23 protein-coding genes are annotated in these 18468 nt (G+C 63.9%); 15 read left to right on the top strand and 8 right to left on the bottom strand.

Annotated elements, in window-relative coordinates; translation table 11 throughout:
* Positions 1-59: 59 nt before the first annotated feature.
* From coxB to E4J89_RS06405, 4 genes are all read left to right on the top strand, one after another.
* Complete coding sequence (gene coxB, locus E4J89_RS06420) at positions 60-905, top strand: cytochrome c oxidase subunit II (RefSeq protein WP_136785318.1); 846 nt, start codon at positions 60-62, stop codon at positions 903-905.
* Positions 906-922: 17 nt separating this feature from the next.
* Positions 923-2650: a cytochrome c oxidase subunit I gene (ctaD, locus tag E4J89_RS06415; protein WP_127512614.1), complete on the top strand. Its 1728-nt coding sequence runs from the start codon at positions 923-925 to the stop codon at positions 2648-2650.
* A 2-nt stretch (positions 2651-2652) separates the two neighbouring features.
* Positions 2653-3054 carry a cytochrome c oxidase subunit 4 gene (locus tag E4J89_RS06410; protein ID WP_136785317.1) on the top strand — a complete coding sequence of 134 codons (402 nt, stop codon included), beginning with the start codon at positions 2653-2655 and terminating at the stop codon, positions 3052-3054.
* Positions 3055-3194: 140 nt separating this feature from the next.
* On the top strand, positions 3195-3980 hold the full coding sequence (locus E4J89_RS06405) for a GntR family transcriptional regulator (RefSeq protein WP_240691753.1): 786 nt from the start codon (positions 3195-3197) through the stop codon (positions 3978-3980).
* Between the two features lie 132 nt (positions 3981-4112).
* On the opposite strand, the gene E4J89_RS06400 is transcribed toward E4J89_RS06405, so the two are convergent.
* From E4J89_RS06400 to E4J89_RS06385, 4 genes are all read right to left on the bottom strand, one after another.
* Positions 4113-5759 (bottom strand): cytochrome bc complex cytochrome b subunit, encoded by a 1647-nt coding sequence (locus E4J89_RS06400; protein ID WP_136785315.1) that lies wholly within the window; start codon positions 5757-5759, stop codon positions 4113-4115.
* 2 nt (positions 5760-5761) lie between these two features.
* Positions 5762-6790, bottom strand: coding sequence for a Rieske 2Fe-2S domain-containing protein (locus tag E4J89_RS06395; RefSeq protein WP_136785314.1), 1029 nt, complete (start codon positions 6788-6790; stop codon positions 5762-5764).
* 90 nt (positions 6791-6880) lie between these two features.
* Positions 6881-7693 carry a cytochrome c gene (locus E4J89_RS06390; protein ID WP_136785313.1) on the bottom strand — a complete coding sequence of 271 codons (813 nt, stop codon included), beginning with the start codon at positions 7691-7693 and terminating at the stop codon, positions 6881-6883.
* A 78-nt stretch (positions 7694-7771) separates the two neighbouring features.
* Positions 7772-8410, bottom strand: a complete 639-nt coding sequence (locus E4J89_RS06385) for a heme-copper oxidase subunit III (protein WP_136785312.1) — start codon at positions 8408-8410, stop codon at positions 7772-7774.
* 148 nt (positions 8411-8558) lie between these two features.
* Here E4J89_RS06385 and trpD point away from each other — a divergent pair, with 148 nt between their 5' ends.
* Positions 8559-9611 (top strand): anthranilate phosphoribosyltransferase, encoded by a 1053-nt coding sequence (trpD, locus tag E4J89_RS06380; RefSeq protein WP_136785311.1) that lies wholly within the window; start codon positions 8559-8561, stop codon positions 9609-9611.
* A gap of 117 nt (positions 9612-9728) precedes the next feature.
* On the opposite strand, the gene E4J89_RS06375 is transcribed toward trpD, so the two are convergent.
* Both E4J89_RS06375 and E4J89_RS06370 read right to left on the bottom strand, forming a co-directional pair.
* Entirely contained in the window at positions 9729-10007 is a 279-nt protein-coding gene (locus E4J89_RS06375; protein WP_136785310.1) for an Lrp/AsnC ligand binding domain-containing protein, read from the bottom strand.
* A gap of 44 nt (positions 10008-10051) precedes the next feature.
* Positions 10052-10459, bottom strand: coding sequence for a DUF3054 domain-containing protein (locus E4J89_RS06370; RefSeq protein WP_240691752.1), 408 nt, complete (start codon positions 10457-10459; stop codon positions 10052-10054).
* Positions 10460-10545: 86 nt separating this feature from the next.
* Between E4J89_RS06370 and E4J89_RS06365 the strand changes: the two genes are divergently transcribed.
* From E4J89_RS06365 to E4J89_RS06355, 3 genes are all read left to right on the top strand, one after another.
* Entirely contained in the window at positions 10546-10917 is a 372-nt protein-coding gene (locus tag E4J89_RS06365) for a VOC family protein (protein ID WP_136785309.1), read from the top strand.
* A gap of 70 nt (positions 10918-10987) precedes the next feature.
* Positions 10988-11575, top strand: coding sequence for a sigma factor-like helix-turn-helix DNA-binding protein (locus tag E4J89_RS06360; protein ID WP_136785308.1), 588 nt, complete (start codon positions 10988-10990; stop codon positions 11573-11575).
* Complete coding sequence (locus E4J89_RS06355) at positions 11572-12096, top strand: hypothetical protein (RefSeq protein WP_136785307.1); 525 nt, start codon at positions 11572-11574, stop codon at positions 12094-12096. The genes E4J89_RS06360 and E4J89_RS06355 overlap by 4 nt, the downstream gene beginning before the upstream one ends.
* 16 nt (positions 12097-12112) lie before the next feature.
* Here the strand turns inward: E4J89_RS06355 and E4J89_RS06350 are convergent, their stop codons facing one another.
* Positions 12113-12841, bottom strand: coding sequence for a GAF and ANTAR domain-containing protein (locus tag E4J89_RS06350; protein WP_169303931.1), 729 nt, complete (start codon positions 12839-12841; stop codon positions 12113-12115).
* 162 nt (positions 12842-13003) lie between these two features.
* Between E4J89_RS06350 and E4J89_RS06345 the strand changes: the two genes are divergently transcribed.
* The 5 genes from E4J89_RS06345 (at position 13004) to E4J89_RS06325 (ending at position 15968) form a co-directional block, all read left to right on the top strand.
* On the top strand, positions 13004-13336 hold the full coding sequence (locus tag E4J89_RS06345) for a hypothetical protein (RefSeq protein ID WP_136785305.1): 333 nt from the start codon (positions 13004-13006) through the stop codon (positions 13334-13336).
* Positions 13337-13350: 14 nt separating this feature from the next.
* Positions 13351-13593: a hypothetical protein gene (locus E4J89_RS06340; protein ID WP_136785304.1), complete on the top strand. Its 243-nt coding sequence runs from the start codon at positions 13351-13353 to the stop codon at positions 13591-13593.
* A gap of 52 nt (positions 13594-13645) precedes the next feature.
* Positions 13646-14122, top strand: a complete 477-nt coding sequence (locus E4J89_RS06335) for a VOC family protein (protein ID WP_136785303.1) — start codon at positions 13646-13648, stop codon at positions 14120-14122.
* A gap of 128 nt (positions 14123-14250) precedes the next feature.
* Positions 14251-15621 carry an amidase family protein gene (locus tag E4J89_RS06330; RefSeq protein ID WP_205754424.1) on the top strand — a complete coding sequence of 457 codons (1371 nt, stop codon included), beginning with the start codon at positions 14251-14253 and terminating at the stop codon, positions 15619-15621.
* Between the two features lie 101 nt (positions 15622-15722).
* Positions 15723-15968, top strand: coding sequence for a hypothetical protein (locus E4J89_RS06325; protein WP_136785302.1), 246 nt, complete (start codon positions 15723-15725; stop codon positions 15966-15968).
* Between the two features lie 49 nt (positions 15969-16017).
* Here E4J89_RS06325 and E4J89_RS06320 read toward each other — a convergent pair whose 3' ends face one another.
* On the bottom strand, positions 16018-16995 hold the full coding sequence (locus tag E4J89_RS06320; RefSeq protein ID WP_136785301.1) for a trypsin-like peptidase domain-containing protein: 978 nt from the start codon (positions 16993-16995) through the stop codon (positions 16018-16020).
* Positions 16996-17135: 140 nt separating this feature from the next.
* Here E4J89_RS06320 and E4J89_RS06315 point away from each other — a divergent pair, with 140 nt between their 5' ends.
* Entirely contained in the window at positions 17136-17477 is a 342-nt protein-coding gene (locus E4J89_RS06315) for a metalloregulator ArsR/SmtB family transcription factor (RefSeq protein WP_136785300.1), read from the top strand.
* Positions 17478-17489: 12 nt separating this feature from the next.
* Complete coding sequence (locus E4J89_RS06310) at positions 17490-17966, top strand: SRPBCC family protein (RefSeq protein ID WP_136785299.1); 477 nt, start codon at positions 17490-17492, stop codon at positions 17964-17966.
* Positions 17967-18468: the final 502 nt, after the last annotated feature.

Genomic DNA, 18468 nt, shown 5'->3' with positions numbered 1-18468 from the left:
CAGGGCTTTGCTCTGCCATGGCCCCATCACTTGCACGAAACAAAGAGGAAGGGCCGTCTGTGAGTTCGCAGGTTCGAACCGGCAGTCGACGCGCCAGAATTGCCAAGGCCACTGGTCTGGGCGCAGTCGGTGCGTTGTTGTTGACGGGATGTTCAGAAGAAGTCCAACTGGGCTGGTTGCCCACGCAGCGGGACGTTACTAACCACACTCCGGAAATCATCGATTTGTGGGTTAATGGTTGGATCGCCGCGCTGGCTGTTGGTGTCCTGACCTGGGGCTTGATCCTCTGGTGCATCATCGCTTACCGCCGGCGAAAGGGCGAGACCGGCTACCCCCGCCAGCTCAGCTACAACCTGCCGCTCGAAATCTTCTACACCGCGGTCCCGATCGTCATGGTGTTGGTCTTCTTCTACTTCACGGACAAGACCACCACGAACCTGACCACGCGGACGGACAACCCGGACGTCGTCGTCGACGTGCGCGGCAAGCAGTGGGCCTGGGACTTCAACTACGTCAAGCAGGACAAGTACTTCGCTGGCGTGCAGGCACACCTGACCGGTGAGACCGGCGTTCCGGAGACCCTGCCGACGCTTTACCTGCCGGTGAACAAGAGCGTGGAGTTGGAGATCAACTCCCGCGACGTCATCCATTCGTTCTGGGTTCCCGCCTTCCTGCAGAAGGTGGACATGGTCCCGGGCAAGACCAACTACCTGAACTTCACCCCGACCCGTGAGGGTATCTACGACGGCAAGTGCGCCGAGCTTTGTGGCGAATTCCACTCCGAAATGCTCTTCCGCGTCGCTGTGGTCTCCGAGGCTGAGTTCGAGGCGCAGATGGCGCGGCTCAAGGACGGCCAGATCGGCGAAGAGTACGACCGCAACCCCTACGCTGAAGCGTCGAAGTAAAGGAGCGAGGGCCACAAGTGTCAACGTACGAATACACAGCTGACGACCGGGGTACCACGGTAGCTCCGCGCGTCGTCCCGAGGTCCAAGGGGCGCATCGTCGTCAACTGGATCACCTCCACGGACCACAAGACCATCGGGTACATGTACCTGATCACGTCATTCATCTTCTTCTGCCTCGGCGGCGTGATGGCCCTGGTCATCCGTGCCGAACTGTTCGAACCGGGCATGCAGATCCTGCAGACCAAGGAACAGTACAACCAGCTCTTCACCATGCACGGCACGGTGATGCTGCTGATGTTCGCCACCCCGCTGTTCGCCGGCTTCGCCAACGTCATCATGCCGCTGCAGATCGGCGCCCCGGACGTAGCTTTCCCGCGTTTGAACGCGCTGGCCTTCTGGTTCTTCCTGTTCGGCAGCGTCATCGCCGTCGCCGGCTTCATCACCCCGCAGGGCGCAGCCTCCTTCGGCTGGTTCGCATACGCGCCGTTGTCCAACACCACGTTCTCGCCCGGCGTGGGCGGAGACCTCTGGGTCTTCGGCCTGGCGCTGTCCGGCTTCGGCACCATCCTTGGCTCGGTCAACTTCATCACCACCATCATCACCATGCGGGCCCCGGGCCTGACCATGTGGCGGATGCCGATCTTCACCTGGAACACGCTGGTCACCGGCATCCTGGTCATGATGGCGTTCCCGCCGCTGGCCTCCGCCCTGTTCGCGCTTGGTGCTGACCGACGGTTCGGTGCACACATCTTCAACCCGGAGAACGGCGGCGCCATCCTCTGGCAGCACCTGTTCTGGTTCTTCGGCCACCCCGAGGTGTACATCATCGCCCTGCCGTTCTTCGGCATCGTGTCCGAAATCTTCCCGGTGTTCAGCCGCAAACCGATCTTCGGCTACAAGGGTCTGGTCTACGCGACCATCGCGATTGCTGCCCTGTCCGTGACGGTGTGGGCACACCACATGTACGTCACCGGATCGGTCCTGCTGCCGTTCTTCGCCTTCATGACCATGCTCATCGCGGTCCCCACGGGCGTGAAGTTCTTCAACTGGATCGGCACCATGTGGCGCGGATCGATCACGTTCGAAACACCGATGCTGTGGAGCCTGGGCTTCCTGGCCACCTTCCTCTTCGGTGGCCTGACCGGCATCATCCTGGCTTCGCCGCCGCTGGACTTCCACGTCTCCGACACCTACTTCGTGGTGGCACACTTCCACTACGTGGTCTTCGGTACCGTCGTGTTCGCCATGTTCGCAGGCTTCTACTTCTGGTGGCCCAAGTGGACCGGCAAGATGCTCAACGAGCGTCTGGGCAAGATCCACTTCTGGATGCTGTTCCTCGGCTTCCACGGCACCTTCCTGATCCAGCACTGGCTGGGTGTTGAGGGCATGCCCCGCCGCTACGCGGACTACATGCCGGAAGACGGGTTCACCGCAATGAACCAGTTCTCCACTGTCGCTTCGTTCGTGCTGGGCGCTTCGATGATCCCGTTCTTCTGGAACGTGTACATCACCTGGCGCAACGGCAAGAAGGTCGAAGTTGACGATCCCTGGGGCTTTGGTGCCTCGCTGGAGTGGGCCACCTCTTGCCCGCCGCCGCGGCACAACTTCACCTCGCTGCCCCGCATCCGGTCGGAGCGCCCGGCGCTGGACCTGCACCACCCGGAGCTCGCACCGCGGCACACCCCGACGACTCCGGTGCCGGCGGCCCAGCTGGCCGGTCCCGCTGACCAGAAGGACGCATAACTGTGAAGATTGAAGCCTGGCTATTCATCGCGCTTGCGCCGTTCTTCGCCATTGTCGGCACCGTCTACGGCTTCATGGGGCACTGGCACGAACCTGTCGGTTACCTGGCGCTCTGGTTGACCGCCGGACTGTCGCTGATGATCGGCGGCTACCTCTGGTTCACGGCACGGCGTGTCGGACCCCGTCCGGAGGACCGGGTCGACGCCGAGATCCATGAGGGTGCCGGCGAGCAGGGCATGTTCAGCCCGTGGAGCTGGTGGCCGCTGGTCTTGGGCCTTGGTGCCGCCTCCGGCTTCATGGGTCTGGCAGTCGGCTGGTGGATCGTCTACATTTCCATCGGCCTGACCACCGTAGCCATCATCGGATGGGTCTACGAGTACAGCCGTGGAGACCACGCCCACTAAGCACATAGCACTACCTGAAGGGCCCGGAACCGTTTGGTTCCGGGCCCTTTCGCATGCCCGGGACGCTCCCACGCTGCCGCAGGGCTGGTCTAGACCGGGATAGAATGGCTTCGACCCCATCACCTGAGCAGGGAGGCCGCGTGTCCATCAGTTCGGCTGCGATCGAAGGCGATATCGACGTTACCTCTCGCACTGCGAAGCATGTCCAGCTCCGGGACATCCTGCGCCGTCATGCCCAGGATCGCTGTGAACCCGGCAGCGCCTTCCCGTCGGAGCGGGATCTTACCGAGCGCTTCGGCGTGGCGAGGATGACCGTTCGGCAAGCAATCGACTCGCTCGTTGCCGAGCAGGTGCTCGAGCGCATCGTGGGCCTGGGTACGTTTGTACGCCAGCCCAAGCTGGACCTGCAGGTCAAGCTGACCTCGTACACGGAAGAGATGCAGCGCCGCGGGATGGTGCCGGACGCGCGGGTGCTCAGTTTTGAACAGATCGGCGCCACGCCGTTGGTTGCCCGTGAACTGCAGATCGAGGAGGGCCAGCCGGTAGTACGCTTTCGCCGCCAATTGCTGGCCGATGCCGAGCCTATGAGCGTGGACGAAAACTTCATCCCCGCCCAACGGGTGCCGGGCATCCTGGACGAGGGCCCGCCGCCGTCGCTGTACAACGTTCTGAGCGAACGCTACGGGCTGATTATGGAGTGGGGCGAGGACACCATTGAGGCCACCGCAGCGCAGCCGTCCATCGCCCGCTTGCTGAATGTGGACATCGGCTCGCCGCTCTTGAAAATCCAGCGGCATGCCTACGTGTCCAAAACCATGGTGGACTTTTCCATCTCGTACTACAGGGCCGACCGCTACAAGCTCTGGGTGCCGCTGCAACGGCCTGGGGGACGCGCGCCGCGTGCCTACAACATGAAGAGGTATTAGGGGCCCAGAAAGGGTCCTACAACGCCGTGACGCGGTAGTTCCGGCCGACGGGTGGTCCCGACAGACGTTCCCGACGTAGATACAAGAATGGCCCCGGACTCAGTCCGGGGCCATTCTCATGCAGACGGTACTTTAGTGGCCGCTGACTTCTGCCTTTTCGGCGGGGGCCTCAACCTCGGCATGGTGGCTGTGGGCAGCCTCCAGCTCGGCCGGGGTTACCGGTGCCACGCGATCCTCGAAGAAGAACCGCGACACGGCGCCGCGCAGCTTCTCAGTGCGCTTGATGTGGCCGGCCTTGTTCGGCTGTGCCGGGAGCACCTGCGGCGACTCGAAGTTGACCAGACGGTACAGCTTGTAGTCGTTCAGCGGCTCGTGGACCTCGATGAACTCGCCGTGCGGCAGGCGGACGATGCGTCCGGTCTCCCGGCCATGCAGTGCGATCTCGCGGTCCTTGCGCTGCAGTGCAAGGCAGATGCGGCGCGTGATGATGAAGCCGAGGATCGGGCCCAGGAAGAACAGCGCGCGCAGCCAGTACGTCACGTCGTTCAGCGACACGTGGAAGTGCGTGGCGATCAGGTCCGAGCTGGCAGCAGCCCACATCACACAGTAGAACACGACGCCTGCAACGCCGATGCCGGTGCGGAACGGAGCGTTGCGCGGGCGGTCCAGGATGTGGTGCTCGCGGTTGTCCTTGGTGACCCAGCGTTCGATCCACGGCCAAGCGAACATCAGGGTGAACAGCAGGCCGGCCGGCGCAAGCGCCGGGAGCAGCACGTTCAGCGAGACGGTCCGACCGAAGATGACGAACTCGCCCACACCGGGCATCAGGCGCAGCGCGCCATCCACCCAGCCGATGTACCAGTCAGGCTGGGTACCGGCGGAGACGGGGGAGGGGTCGTAGGGCCCGTAGTCCCAGATCGCCAGGATCTGGAAGTTGGCCGCAATGACGGCCAGGATGCCGAAGACTACGAAGAAGAAGCCGCCTGCCTTGGCTGCGTAGACCGGGCCAACCGGGAAACCGACAACGTTGGATTCGGTACGGCCAGGGCCGGGGTACTGGGTGTGCTTGTGCACCACGACCATGAACAGGTGGATGGCGATCATCAGCAGGATCAGCGCCGGAACCAGCAGGATGTGGAGCACGTAGAGGCGTCCCACGATGTCGGTACCCGGGAACTCGCCGCCGAAGAGCAGCAGGGAGATGTAGGTACCAACGAGCGGAATTCCCTTGATCACGCCGTCGATAATGCGCAGGCCGTTTCCGGAGAGCAGATCGTCGGGCAGCGAGTAGCCGGTGAAGCCGGCAGCCAGGGCCAGGATCAGCAGGACGCAGCCGACAACCCAGTTCAGCTCGCGCGGCCGGCGGAAAGCGCCGGTGAAGAAGACGCGCAGCATGTGGAAGGACACCGAGGCGACGAACAGCAGTGCCGACCAGTGGTGCAGCTGGCGCATGAAGAGACCGCCGCGGACCTCGAAGGAGATCTGCAAGGTGGACTGGTACGCGACGGACATCTCGACGCCCTTGAGCGGGACGTACGGTCCGTTGTAGTGCGTCTCCGCCATCGACGGGTCAAAGAAGAACGTCAGGAACGTGCCGGAGAGCAGCAGGATGACGAACGAGTACAGCGCGACTTCGCCGAACATGAAGGACCAGTGGTCCGGAAAGATCTTGCGTCCGAATTCCTTGACGATCGAGGAGCCGCCGACGCGGGTGTCGACGAAGTTGGTGATCCGTCCGACCCGCGTTTTGGGTGTGTAAGTATCAGTTGAAGCGCTCATGCTTAGCCACGCTCCCAGTAGCTCGGTCCAACAGGTTCATGGAAGTCGCTGGTGGCGACCAGGTAGCCCTCGTCGTCAACGCTGATCGGAAGCTGGGGCAAGGCGTGCGCGGCGGGGCCGAAGATCACCTTGCATTCCTGGGTCAGGTCGAAGGTCGACTGGTGGCAAGGGCAGAGCAGGTGGTGCGTGTGCTGTTCGTACAGCGCCACCGGGCATCCAACGTGGGTGCAGATTTTCGAGTAAGCAACGATGCCATTGTAGTTCCAGTCTTCACGACCGGGGGAGACATGCAGCTCATCGGGGTTCAGGCGCATCAAGAGGACGACGGCCTTGGCCTTCTCCTCAAGCTTGTGCTCGGCTTCGTTCAGCCCTTCCGGGATAACGTGGAAGGCGGAACCGATGGTGACATCGGAGGCCTTGATCGGGGTGCCGCTCGGGTCGCGGGTCAGGCGGACGCCGGCATCCCACATGGTGTGCCGCAGCACCTCCGGGTTCAGGTCCTTGGAGAGGTCGCGGAAGATTCCGATGGCAGGCAGGATGGCCAGCACACCGGCGCCGATCAGCGTGTTGCGGATCAGCGGACGGCGGGAGATGCCCGATTCGTCGAGGACCTGGCCAATGATCTGTTCTGCGTCCCGGCGGTCCTCTTCGGTGCGGACCTCGTGGCGCTCTTCCACGATTTCGTGGTCAGGCATGAGGGTCTTGGCCCAGTGGACAATGCCGACGCCGATGCCCAGCATGGCGAAGGCCGTGCCCATGCCCAAGGTGAAGTTCTGAAAACGCAGCGTTGCGATGGTGTCATCCAAACGGATGCCAAAGTACCCGACGAAGAAAAGTACGGTGCCAATGATGGAGATTACGAAGAGTATCGCAACCTGGCGTTCGGCGCGCTTTTCCGCCCGGGGATCTTTGTCGGCACGGCGCGGGCGATGCGGCGGAAGTCCAGGATCCTGAAACTTCTCCACGTCGCTCTGACCAGCCGTAGCAACGGTGCCCGAGGTGCTCGGACTGCCGTGACTATGGTCGCCCATGATCCCTCTCATCCTTCTGTAAATAGTTCAAAAACATATATGACTGGTGACGCTTGTGCGGCGGCCTTTGCAGGCCGCCGGAAGCGAAGGTTATGAAGACCGCTGGGTCAGCCAGATGGTGAACGCAATGACGACACCCAATCCGGCAGTCCACATCAGCAGGCCCTCGGAGACCGGACCGAGCGAGCCGAGCGAGAAGCCACCCGGGGTGCCCTGTTCTTCAATCGTCTTCAGGAAGGCGATGACATCGCGCTTCTCCTCGGGGGAGATGTTCGCGTCGTTGAACACCGGCATGTTCTGGGGGCCCGTGGCCATGGCTTCGTAAATGTGTGCTTCGCTGACGCCGGCCAGGGCGGGGGCGAACTTGCCGCGTGTCAGAGCGCCGCCTGCGGCGGAAGCGTTGTGGCACATGGCGCAGTTGACGCGGAAGATCTCGCCGCCGGCGGCGGGATCTCCCTTGGAGACATCGAGAATGTCTTCGTCCGGGATGGCCGGACCCGTGCCGAGCGATGCCACGTACGCAGCCAGCTGCCTGGTCTGCTCTTCGTCGAACTGGTTCGGCTTAACCTGGGCCTGCGGTCCGGACATCTGCATCGGCATGCGGCCGGTTCCCACCTGGAAGTCGACAGCGGCAGCGCCGACACCGATCAGTGCCGGGCCTGCCTGGTTGCCGTGTGCACCCTCCGGGGCCCCGACTGCACCAATTCCGTGACAAGTTGCGCAGTTGGCCACGAAGAGCTTTTCGCCCTCTTCGATGTCCTGCGCGGAAAAGTTGGTGGTCTGGGCCTTGGCCTCGTTGACATTGCCAGCAACGGCGTACAAGCCGCCGGTGACCAGCAATCCCAAGAGCAACAGGGCAACGGCCGCCAGGGGGTGTCGTCGCCTCTGGGAGAGTGCCTTCACTTGATGGTTCCTAACTCTGCGGTGCGTGTGCGTAGATGTTCGGCCGGGTCGGGCCTGCACGATGCGGGCCCTGGCCGTCTACTTCAGGAAGTAGATGATGATGAAGAGAGCGATCCACACGACGTCGACGAAGTGCCAGTAGTACGACGTGACGATGGCGGATGTGGCTTCGAAATGACCGAACTTCTTAGCGACATAGGCGCGGCCGATGATCAGCAGGAAGGCGATGAGCCCGCCTGTGACGTGAAGGCCGTGGAAGCCGGTAGTGATGTAGAACGCTGACCCGTAGGCGTTGGAGGACAGCGAGACTCCCTCGGAGACGAGGATCGCGTATTCGTAGGCCTGGACGGAGACGAAAATGGCACCGAGGAAGAAGGTCAACAGGAACCACTCGACCATGCCCCACCTGGCGACATTGAGGAGACCGCCGGTGCGGCGGGCCTGCAGGCGCTCTGCGGCGAAGACGCCGTACTGGCAGGTGAAGGAGCTGGACACCAGGACGATGGTGTTGGCCAGCGCGAATGGAACGTTCAACTTTTCGGTTTCAATCGCCCACATCTCGCCGGAAGTGGCGCGGAGGGTGAAGTACATGGCGAAAAGACCGGCAAAGAACATCAGCTCGCTGGAGAGCCACACAACGGTTCCTACAGAAACCAGGTTGGGGCGGTTCAGCGTTGGATGCGCCGGGGTGCTGGGGGCGTGGGTTGCAGTTGTCACAAGGCCATTATGTCTATAAATCCGCCTAGTTCACCAATGCATTCGAACGCGTGGCGCGGCGTTTGGGTTCCCAACCCGCAGTATTCCGCGGAACGGCGCGGAAGTTAACAATCCGGAAGTTTCTACAAAACGTAGATAACCTAGTGAAGTGACGACGGAACCGAACGCTCAGAACACACCCACCTGGCCGGAACTGATTTCAGCCCTGATCTCGCGGCAGGACCTTACGACCGCTCAAACGGAGTGGGCGATGAATGCCATCATGTCCGGCGCGGCCACCGATGCGCAGATGGCAGGCTTCCTGGTCGCGTTGCGCGCGAAAGGTGAGACCGTCGACGAACTGACAGGGCTGGTGGAGGCCATGGTCGGCAACGCGCGGCCGATCGACATTCCCGGCGAGAAGCTGGACATTGTCGGCACGGGCGGAGACCGGCAGAACACCGTCAACATTTCTTCCATGGCTGCCTTGGTGTGCGCTGGGGCCGGCGCCCGGATCGTGAAGCACGGGAACCGGGCGGCGTCGTCGTCCTCCGGTTCAGCAGATGTGATTGAAGCCCTGGGCGTCCGCCTTGACCTCCCGGTGGAGCGGGTGGCGCAAACAGCCGTCGACGCCGGCATCACCTTCTGCTTTGCCCAGGTCTTCCATCCGTCCATGCGCTACGCGGGCGCTGTCCGCGGAGAACTCGGAGTGGCCACGGCCTTCAACTTCATGGGACCGATGACCAATCCGGCGCACCCCACGGCGGCCGCCATCGGCGTCGCCGACGCCCGGCTGGCGCCGCTGATCGCCGGCGTGCTGGCTGCCCGCGGCATCCGCGCGCTGGTATTCCGCGGCGGGGACGGGCTGGACGAGCTGACCACGACGGGTCCTTCATCGGTGTGGGAAGTCCGGGACGGCGCCGTCACAGAGTATGACTTGGATCCCTTGGACCTGGGCATCGCCCGGGCCACCCTGGAGGACCTGCGCGGCGGCGATGCGGCTGCGAACGCCGAGGTGGTACGCCGCGTCCTGGCCGGGGATAAGGGTCCGGTGCGGGACGCCGTCGTCCTGAATGCTGCGGCAGCGCTGGTAGCCAATGACATGGCCGCGGACGCACCGCTGCTGGAACGGCTGGCGGACGGTCTGGCGCGCGCCAACTCGGCCATCGACAGCGGGGCTGCGGCCGGGGCCTTGCAGCGTTGGATCGACGCCACGCGCTGATTACTGCTGCTGCCGGTTACTGGCGGCAGGTGCGCGCGGCCGACCGCTTAAAGCGGAAGTGCCCCGGAGGCCAGTTTCCGTGAACTGGCCTCCGGGGCACTTCCGCGGCTGGCTGCCCTACTCGAATCCGAGCGAGAACGCGGCATCCAGATCGTGCTTTGAATAGGCACGGAAGGCGATGTGTGTTGTGGTGGCCTGAACGCCCTTGACCTTCGAGAGGCGGTCGGCGATCACGTCGGCCAGGTCGTCGTGCTTGGCTACACGGGCCACAGCGATCAAGTCCCATTCGCCGGTGACCGAGTAGACCTCGCTGATGCCCTCGATCTCGGAGATTTCCTGCGCGCACTCCGGGATCCGGGTTGCATCGGTCCGGATGAGAACGAATGCTGTAGCCACTGCACTGCCTTTCTGCTGGAGCGGAATCTTTCCTACCACCGAGGTTATTCCACCCGTCGGCGGAAGCGTAGTTTGATGACCAGTGTCGCCAGCGCGCGCCAGCCCAGCAGCAGCGCGCCGAGCACCAGGAACGTCACGATCTGGAACGATACTGCGAGCCCACCTCCTGCCAGGCCGCGCAGAGCAAGACCCAGGACCACTGCGGCCAGCCAGACCGCGACGCCGGTGGGCCAGAGCGCGATCGGCCGGCGCCGGCCGCGCACAACCGCCCAGCCAATCAGTGCCCCGATCAGGAACGGGGCTGCGGTCAGGAGAATGCCGACGACGGCAAGGCCGTGTTCATGCGTGTTTCGGCCGGCTGCCGCAAAAAGAACGATGGCTGCCAGATCCAGGGCCAGCGACCCTGCTACCAGCGGCAGGCCAGCGTGAAGCCGGGGGGAAGTTTCAGTCACCACTCCAGACTATCGGCCGCGCGCGGGCGTACGATTCGGCTAGGCGGCCAGAGGGCGGAACCAGGGCGACCGAGGGGAGGGACAGCATGAAGCTGGCGCAGGTTGCTTTGGGTGTGCAAGACCTCGACCGAGCAACTGCTTTCTACACCGAATTATTGGGGTATCCGCCAGCCGGCATCTTTGATCCGCCGGGGTTGGTGTTCTTCGATCTCGACGGCGTCCGGCTGCTGTTGGAGGTTGGAGCGCCGGCGGCACTCTTGTACCTGCAGGTGGACTCGGTCAGAAACTACGTAGAGGAACTGCGCGGGCGTGGAATCACGGTAGTCGAAGAGCCGCACGTCATCTTCCGGCATGTCGATGATGCGTTGGGGCCTGCCGGAACGGATGAATGGATGGCATTTGTCCGTGACTCCGAAGGGAACCTGGTGGGTCTCGTCAGCCACGAGCCGGGGGAATAGCGGCGTTGGCTTGCGGTCCGAACCACAAGCCTGCATACTTGTGAGAATAGATACAAGGAAGCAGGGTTGTATGTTTGTGCTGACGGTTGACCAGCGTCGGTCCCGAAGCCGCGAGGATCTGGTGGAGGACGCAGTTGACGTCCTGAACTCAGATTCCGCCCGCCCGCTGCTCCGCGGTTTTGAACGCACTGCAGGGGATGAGATGCAGGCAGTCATTGCCGACGCCTCGGTGGCGGGGGCAATCGCGCTGGGTTTGGCCGCCAGCAACAACTGGAGCGTCGGCATTGGCATCGGCACCGTGGATGACCCGCTGCCGGAGTCCACGCGGGCCGGCTCGGGTGAGGCGTTCGAGCGTGCGCGGGAAGCGGTGACCGCAGCCAAGACCGCCCCGGGGAACATCGCCGTCTCCGGTGCCCGAAAGGAAGCCGGGCATGCGGAAGCTGTGCTGCAGTTGCTGGTATCCGTGGCACGCAAGCGCAGTAAGGAGGCGCGAGAAGCCGGCGAGCTCAGTGATCAAGGACTCACCCAGCAGCAAATCGCCGAACGGCTGGGCATCACACAGCAAGCTGTCTCAAGCAGGCTGCATAGTGGACTCTGGCACGAATGGCGCCGGGGGCAATCGGTGGCACTGGCACTGCTGGAAGGAGCCGATCGATGAGCGCTGTGGCGCTGGTGGTGCTCTGCATGGCTGCTGCCGTGGCCGGTCCAATGTACTTCGAGCGGTTCCAGGGGGCGGGTAACCGCTGGCTCTACGCTGCCAGCGGCCTCTCCCTGCTGCTGCTGGGGGTCGCGGCGCTGCTGGCGGTGCTGGGCCAGGGCGGGCTGGGACCAGTCGCCTATGCCTTGGGTGTGGCGGCGGCCGCCATCGGCGGCGGCCCTGCCACAGTCACCATCCTGCGGTTGTCCTTCAATGCCTCCCACCCGGAGAACCACAGCGACCCGGAGGAGTCTCCGGTTCTGCGCGGAGGCGCCTGGATCGGAGTGCTCGAGCGGACGGCCATTGCTTCGACGCTGTTGGCCGACTGGCCGGAGGGCCTGGCTGTTGTCCTGGCGGTGAAGGGCTTGGGCCGGTACTCAGAGCTCGGCCAGTCCGGGGCGGCCGAGCGATTCATCCTCGGCACGTTCGCGAGCGTCCTCTGGGCGGCGGCGGCCACCGGCATTGCGGTGCTGGTGCGATGAGCCGGGCAATAGCCGGTCAGTCGTCGAAGCGCGTGGCCGCAGCGCCGGCCAGCGGCTCGACGATCCCCTGGGCAACGTCTCGAAGTTTGACGTTGCGTGCGTTCGACGCACGGCGCAAAATCTCCATGGCCTGAAGCTGGCTGCACGAATTCTGGCCCATCACGATGCCGGCAGCCAGGTTGATGGTGGTGCGGGATTCCAAGGCCGCCACCAGATGCGTGGTTCGCTGGACCATCCGGTCCAGCCGTTCCGCCAGCAGGAGGGGTTTGGCCGCAATGTGTGCAAAGTCGGCTGCTGCAGCAACGGAACGGTCGTCGAAGCCATACCCTTCGCGGTCATAGAAGGACAGCACGGCGCCCAAGCCGCCCACGTCAACGCGCAGCGGGACGGCCAGGATAGAGCCGATCCCGGCGGCCGACGCGTCCGCCATCAAAGCATTCCACCGTGTCTCCGCAGCGACGTCGTACACCAGTACCGCGGTTCCGGTGCGCAGGGCACTCAGCCCGGGACCGTCGTCGTAACCTGCCTGATACTCCGCCCAAAGGACCGGCCCGGTTGCAGCGGACACCGTGCGTTCTTGGCGGCCGCGGAGCACCAGCGCACTGCAGGCAATGTGGCCGCCTGTATTCATAGCGGCGGCGGCGTGCGCGGCGAGTTGATCAAGGAAGTCTTGCAGATCGTCACTGTTGAGCAGGGCGTCTTGCACCGCGTCGACTAGCTGTGCCTCTGAACCGGCCTCACTCATGGCAGCCACCTCCGGAGGGCGGACCATCAGCCGGTGGGCTTAGGGGCCCGCGTGTCGTCCATTCCGAAACATTTTACGAGCTTTGTTGCTCACGTCACATCCCCCCCCTATTATGGTCTTCGGTCAAGGAGCGGCCTTGGGGAACTCTTGAGGGGACTGACTATGGATCCCAAATTGCGTGTGGTCGTTCGTGTGGACATGGACAGGGAATCCGCCCAGATTGAAGTGCGCGGACATGTGACAACCCGAAACATTGTGGCGCTTTATTCGCTGGTCCGGCGCACTAGTGCACTGGCTTCCGGCTTGGGCGTCATCATCAACCTGCAGCACGCTCGCATTGAAGCTGCAGCACTTGAGGAGCTGCACAACTGCAGCCAAAGCGAGCATTTGCCCGGCTACGTGGACCCGGCCGGGGAGGCTTGCCGCCTCCGGGTCATCGATCCGCCGGGCAGCGGGGCTGCGGCAGGTTTGGCCATGGCCGGCGCCGCGGGCTGAACCGGGAGGCCGACATGACGTTGACTATCGGCGGGCGTTCCGGCCAGTCCAGCCCGGACGTCCCGAATGCGCCCGACTGCCAATCCTGCGGCACCGACCAATTTCTCATCGTCGAGGAATTCACTCCGTATCGCCTGCTTCCGGGCGGCCAGCGGGTACCGGCAACCGCCAGCTACAGCTGCAGCAGATGCGGTTCCTTCAGCGGGCACGAGGTGCCCGACTCGTGGGCGCCGGTCGGATGGTTCTGGTACGCCTAACACATGTGCTGCGTCCAGTCAGGTGCGTCCAGTACACAGGGAGGAGCTCATCATGCAGAAGATCACACCGTGTCTCTGGTTTGACGGTGAAGCAGAAGAAGCGGCGCAGTTCTACGTCCAGTTGTTCAAGAACTCGAATATTCTCGACGTGACGCACTATGGCGAGAGCGGCCCCGGAACGGAAGGGCAGGTCTTGACCGTAGAGTTCGAACTGGACGGCCAGTCTTTCACTGCGCTGAACGGGGGAGCGCAGTTCTCCTTCAATGAGGCGGTGTCGATGCAGGTGGACTGTGAGGACCAGGCCGAGGTCGACCGGCTCTGGGATGCCCTGACCGCAGACGGCGGCGTCGAAAGCCAGTGCGGTTGGCTTAAGGACAAGTACGGGTTGTCCTGGCAAATCATTCCTTCCGCACTGCCGCGGCTGATCGGCGGACCGGATCCGCAGAAGGCCCAGCGCGCCATGGAAGCGATGCTGCAGATGAAGAAGATCGATATCGACGAACTTCAGCGCGCTTACGACGCCGGGTAGCAGTGGGTCCGGTGGGCACGGCTGCGGCGGCGGGTACCGGCGACGGTAGGCTTATGACCCGATAGCCCGTTACCAACGCACCTTCAGGAGCAGCTCTGGAGTCCTACGAGTACGCCCTGCTCGACGCCGTGGGACTCCGGGATTTGATGCTCCGCGGCGAACTAACGGCCGAAGAGGTTGTGGAGTGCGCACGCGCCGCAGTCGAGTCCGTCAATCCGGACCTCAACGCCCTAACCTCGCCGCTGCTCGACGAGCCGCAAGAGTACGACGCCGACGGCTGCTTAGCCGGCGTGCCTCTCCTGGTCAAGGACAGCTCTCCCTTTGCCCGCGGCATGCCATTCAGCCTGGGCAGCCGGGCGATCCGGGGCGCCGTTGCCACCCAGGACCACCAGCTGATGACGCGCTTCCGTTCGGCAGGACTGGCGACCCTTGGCCAAACAACCGCCCCGGAGCTTAGCCTGAGCTTTGCCACCGAATCCCGGCGGTACGGCGTCACACGGAATCCGTGGGCGCTGGACCGGGGCGTGGGAGGGTCCAGCGGCGGTGCTGCGGCACTGGTCGCTGCCGGTGCGGTCCCTCTGGCGCATGGCAACGACGGCGCGGGCTCGCTGAGGATTCCGGCCGCTAGTTGCGGAGTGATCGGCTTGAAACCGAGCCGGGGGCGGACACCCCGCACCGCGACGCTGAGTGCGCCGGCGCAGGAACCCGCCGTCGAATTCGCGGTGACCAAATCAGTCCGCGACACGGCGCACCTGCTGGATGCCGTCGGCCTGTCCCTTCGGGGGGAGCCAACGTGGGGGAGCGGACGCCATGTCACCGCCATCTCCCGCGCCCCCCGCCGGCTGCAGATAGGCATCAGCACCGAGCCGTGGAATACCACCGCCGTCGACCATCAAGTGGCAGCCGCAGCGGTGGCTGCTGCGGAGATGCTGGAGTGGATCGGGCATTCCCTCGTGCCGGGAAAGCCCAGGCTGGACAGCGAAGACATAGTTGAGGGCGAAATGTTGGCGATTTATGCCGCCGGCCGTGCGGTGCTGTCGGCGCCCCGGCCGGTCGACGCGTCCCTGCTGGAAGCAGTCTCGAGGAAGGTTCTGGTCGAGGCGCAGGCAGCCGGCGCGGGCGCGCTCCATGCTGCAACCCAGGCCCAGCAGCGGATCACGGCAGCGGTTGACCGGTTCTTTGAGGTCCACGACCTTTTGGTCACGCCGACGCTCGCCCAACTGCCGCTTCGCCACGGCACGCTCGACTACGACGACCCGGAGGGCGACGTTCGGGCCTGGCTGCGCAAGCTTTTTGATTACGGGCCATTTACTGCGGTCTTTAATGTGTCCGGACATCCAGCCATCAGCTTGCCGTTGGGGGAGAGCCGGGAGGGGCTCCCCATCGGCGTGCAGCTGGTGGCGCCTATGGGCGGCGAGGTCCTTCTGCTGCAGGTGGCGGCTGAGCTGGAACAGGCGATGCCGTGGACAGGGCGGCAACCGTCCATCTTCGCCGGTTAGTCTCCCTGCCTGCAGGGCATGGCGGATCCTGTCAGTGTCTGCGGAGGCCGGTGCGGGCGCTAGGCCTTGTGGCCGACGAATCGCGGGCGTATACCGTAGGTATGTTTACTCCGGTTGGTCCATTGGTGCATTGGCTGGAATTTTTCGCGTGGAGCATGGCTCTCGTGGGACTGGTGGTTTTCCTGCTGGCCGCGGATTCCATCGTGCTCTCGCACCCCCACGGCGAACGGCTGACGCAGGACCACTCCAGGCACCTCACGATGCTCATCGCCGGCTGGCTAGCCGTCATCGGCGCGGTGACTGGATTCGTCCTGACCGCCATGGCCGTGTGGAACGGCAGCTACTGACAGCTCCAGCCTCCCGGAACCGGCCGCGCAGCCGCCTCGTCGTCCGCGGCTAGAGGCCCTCTGCCATTTCCTCGGGCATGGCTATGACATCCACCAAGGCTCCGGACCGCAGGACGGTCATCGGAAACGGAACGCCGATGGCGTCGGCAAAGAGCAACTTCTGCAGGCTTTCCGCGCTGGAGACGTGGCGCCGTCCGGCGTCCACCACAAGATCGCCTGGTTTGATCCCGGCGTGTTCGGCGGGGGAGCCGGCCATGACTTCCACCACTCGCAGCGCATCCCGCTGCCCCGAGCGAAGGGCCATGTGCACCGGAAGGCGTACCGGCGTGCTCACCAGGCCAAGGTAAGCGCGTCGTACCCGGCCGCCACTCATGAGTGCGGAGATGATGCGCCGCGTTGTGGCGTTGATCGGAACTGCCAATCCCAAACCGGTACCGGCGACGGCGGTATTGATGCCGACCACGCGTCCATGGCTGTCGGCGAGTGCGCCGCCGGAATTGCCGGGGTTGAGTGCTGCATCGGTTTGGATCACGTCTTCGATCACGTGCCGGCCACGACGGGACCGGGTGGGAATCGAACGACCAAGCCCGCTGACAACGCCTGCGGTGACCGATCCGGCCAGCCCCAGCGGGTTGCCCACGGCGATGACCAGCTGACCAACTCGAAGCGACTCGGCGTCGCCCAGTTCGGCGGGCGTCGGCGTGTTCGACAGGCCTCGAATGACTGCGAGGTCGGACAGGAGGTCGGCGCCGACAATCTCGATCTCCGTGACCTCACCGTCGGCGAAGGCGGCAGAGCCGGCTTTTGCGCCCGCAACCACATGGGCGTTCGTCAACATAAAGCCGTCCGCGGTGAAGACCACGGCGGAGCCGCTGCCGGCCGGGATCCTGCTGCCGGGCCCGTTTCTCACGTCGATCGCGGCAACATGCGGGGTGACGATTTGGGCCACACGCATGACTGTCTCCGAGTAGGTGTCCATCGGATCGTTGTCAGAGGAACGGTCCGGGCCCATTCCATTGGTGTCCATGGAAATCCTTGAGTACGACTGCTGTGAAGATGGAACGATTTCAAGACCGACGCTAATCCGGATACTGCTACGCCGTCAGTGAACGCAGCGTAGAAACTTAGCCCTTGCGCTTAGCGTTGCGGAGGCGGTAACTTAGCCATATGGCTCAGTATTCAGGGGAGCTCGACGGCGTCTTCCACGCCCTTGCCGATCCCACCCGGCGGGCGGTGCTCGGCCGGCTGGGGGCTGGGCCGGCGAGCATCAGCGAGCTGGCGGCGCCCTTTGACATGGCGCTGCCGTCGTTCATGAAGCACATCCGCTACCTCCAGGACACTGGGTGGATCACGACCCGCAAAACAGGCCGAGTGCGCGTGTGCACCCTAGAGCCGAAATCGTTCGAGGACATAGAAACGTGGCTCAGTGAGCAACGACGTATCTGGGAGTCCCGCACCGACCGTCTCGAGCAGTTCGTTATGACGTCTCAAGATGACGCCTCAAGATAAGGAAGCATCGGCATGACCACATCTCTTCATCCCGAGCTGGACCTCACCGTTTCCCGCATCATCAAGGCCCCACGTTCGGCCATCTGGAATGCCTGGGCCGATCCCACGAGCTTCGAGCAATGGTGGGTCCCCGCACCGCAGGTCTGCCGCGTGCGGGAGATGGACCTCAGGCCCGGTGGTGCCTTCCGCACCGAAATCAGCGAGGGCGGCGGCGCATTTGCCCCGCACATCACCGGCTGCTTCCTCGCCATCGATGAGCTTGAGCGGATTGTCTTCACGGACGCGCTTGTCTCCGGATGGCGGCCGGCGGAAGTGTCCTTCTTGACCGCAGTCATCACCATGAAAGAGCACCCGGAAGGGACCGAGTACACCGCCACGGCCATGCACCGCAACATCGCCGATCGGGACCAGCACGAGCAGCTGGGATTCCATGACGGTTGGGGCACGGTCATCCGTCAACTCGCGAAACGCGTCGAGCAGTCTAGTTAGCCAAACCGCCACTCGCAGGACGTCGCGTCAGGGGAGGGGAGTACCCGGCTGATCAGGTTCGCGGGTCCTGCGCCGGGCCGACGACGGGCGCTGCGGATCGCCGCCAGCGACCTGCAAGTGAGCCGCACTTGGCGCCGGGCGAAAAACTCATCGTCCAGCAGCGGGCTGCCGTCGACACATCGCCGCCGAGGATGTTGGCAGGAATTGCTTCAAGAACACGCCAAAGATGGCGGCGGGCGTGGCTCCAGGAACATTCGGAAAGGATGGAGGCGAGGCTCAGCTCCTAGATCAAAGAGGATAGTTCGAGACCGATTCGGGGAGCGGGCGAGGCGACCACCGCCTCAGCTGCATCCGCCATTCCCACTCCTTCTCTCGCGACTACTGGTAACCGTGCATATTTGATTCGGCACTATTCGCGCTGGACCGCAGCTGTATCTGGTGGTTAATTCACTGCCGGCTCGGCCGCCATGAGGTCCTGCTTTCCACCCCGTCGCTTTACGGA

Origin of the sequence: Arthrobacter sp. CAU 1506 (genome assembly GCF_005047635.1) — a bacterium.
Taxonomy (GTDB): Bacteria; Actinomycetota; Actinomycetes; order Actinomycetales; family Micrococcaceae; genus Crystallibacter.
Note: the sequence above shows the minus strand (reverse complement) of the source record. Positions and strands in the feature narration are given on the sequence as shown.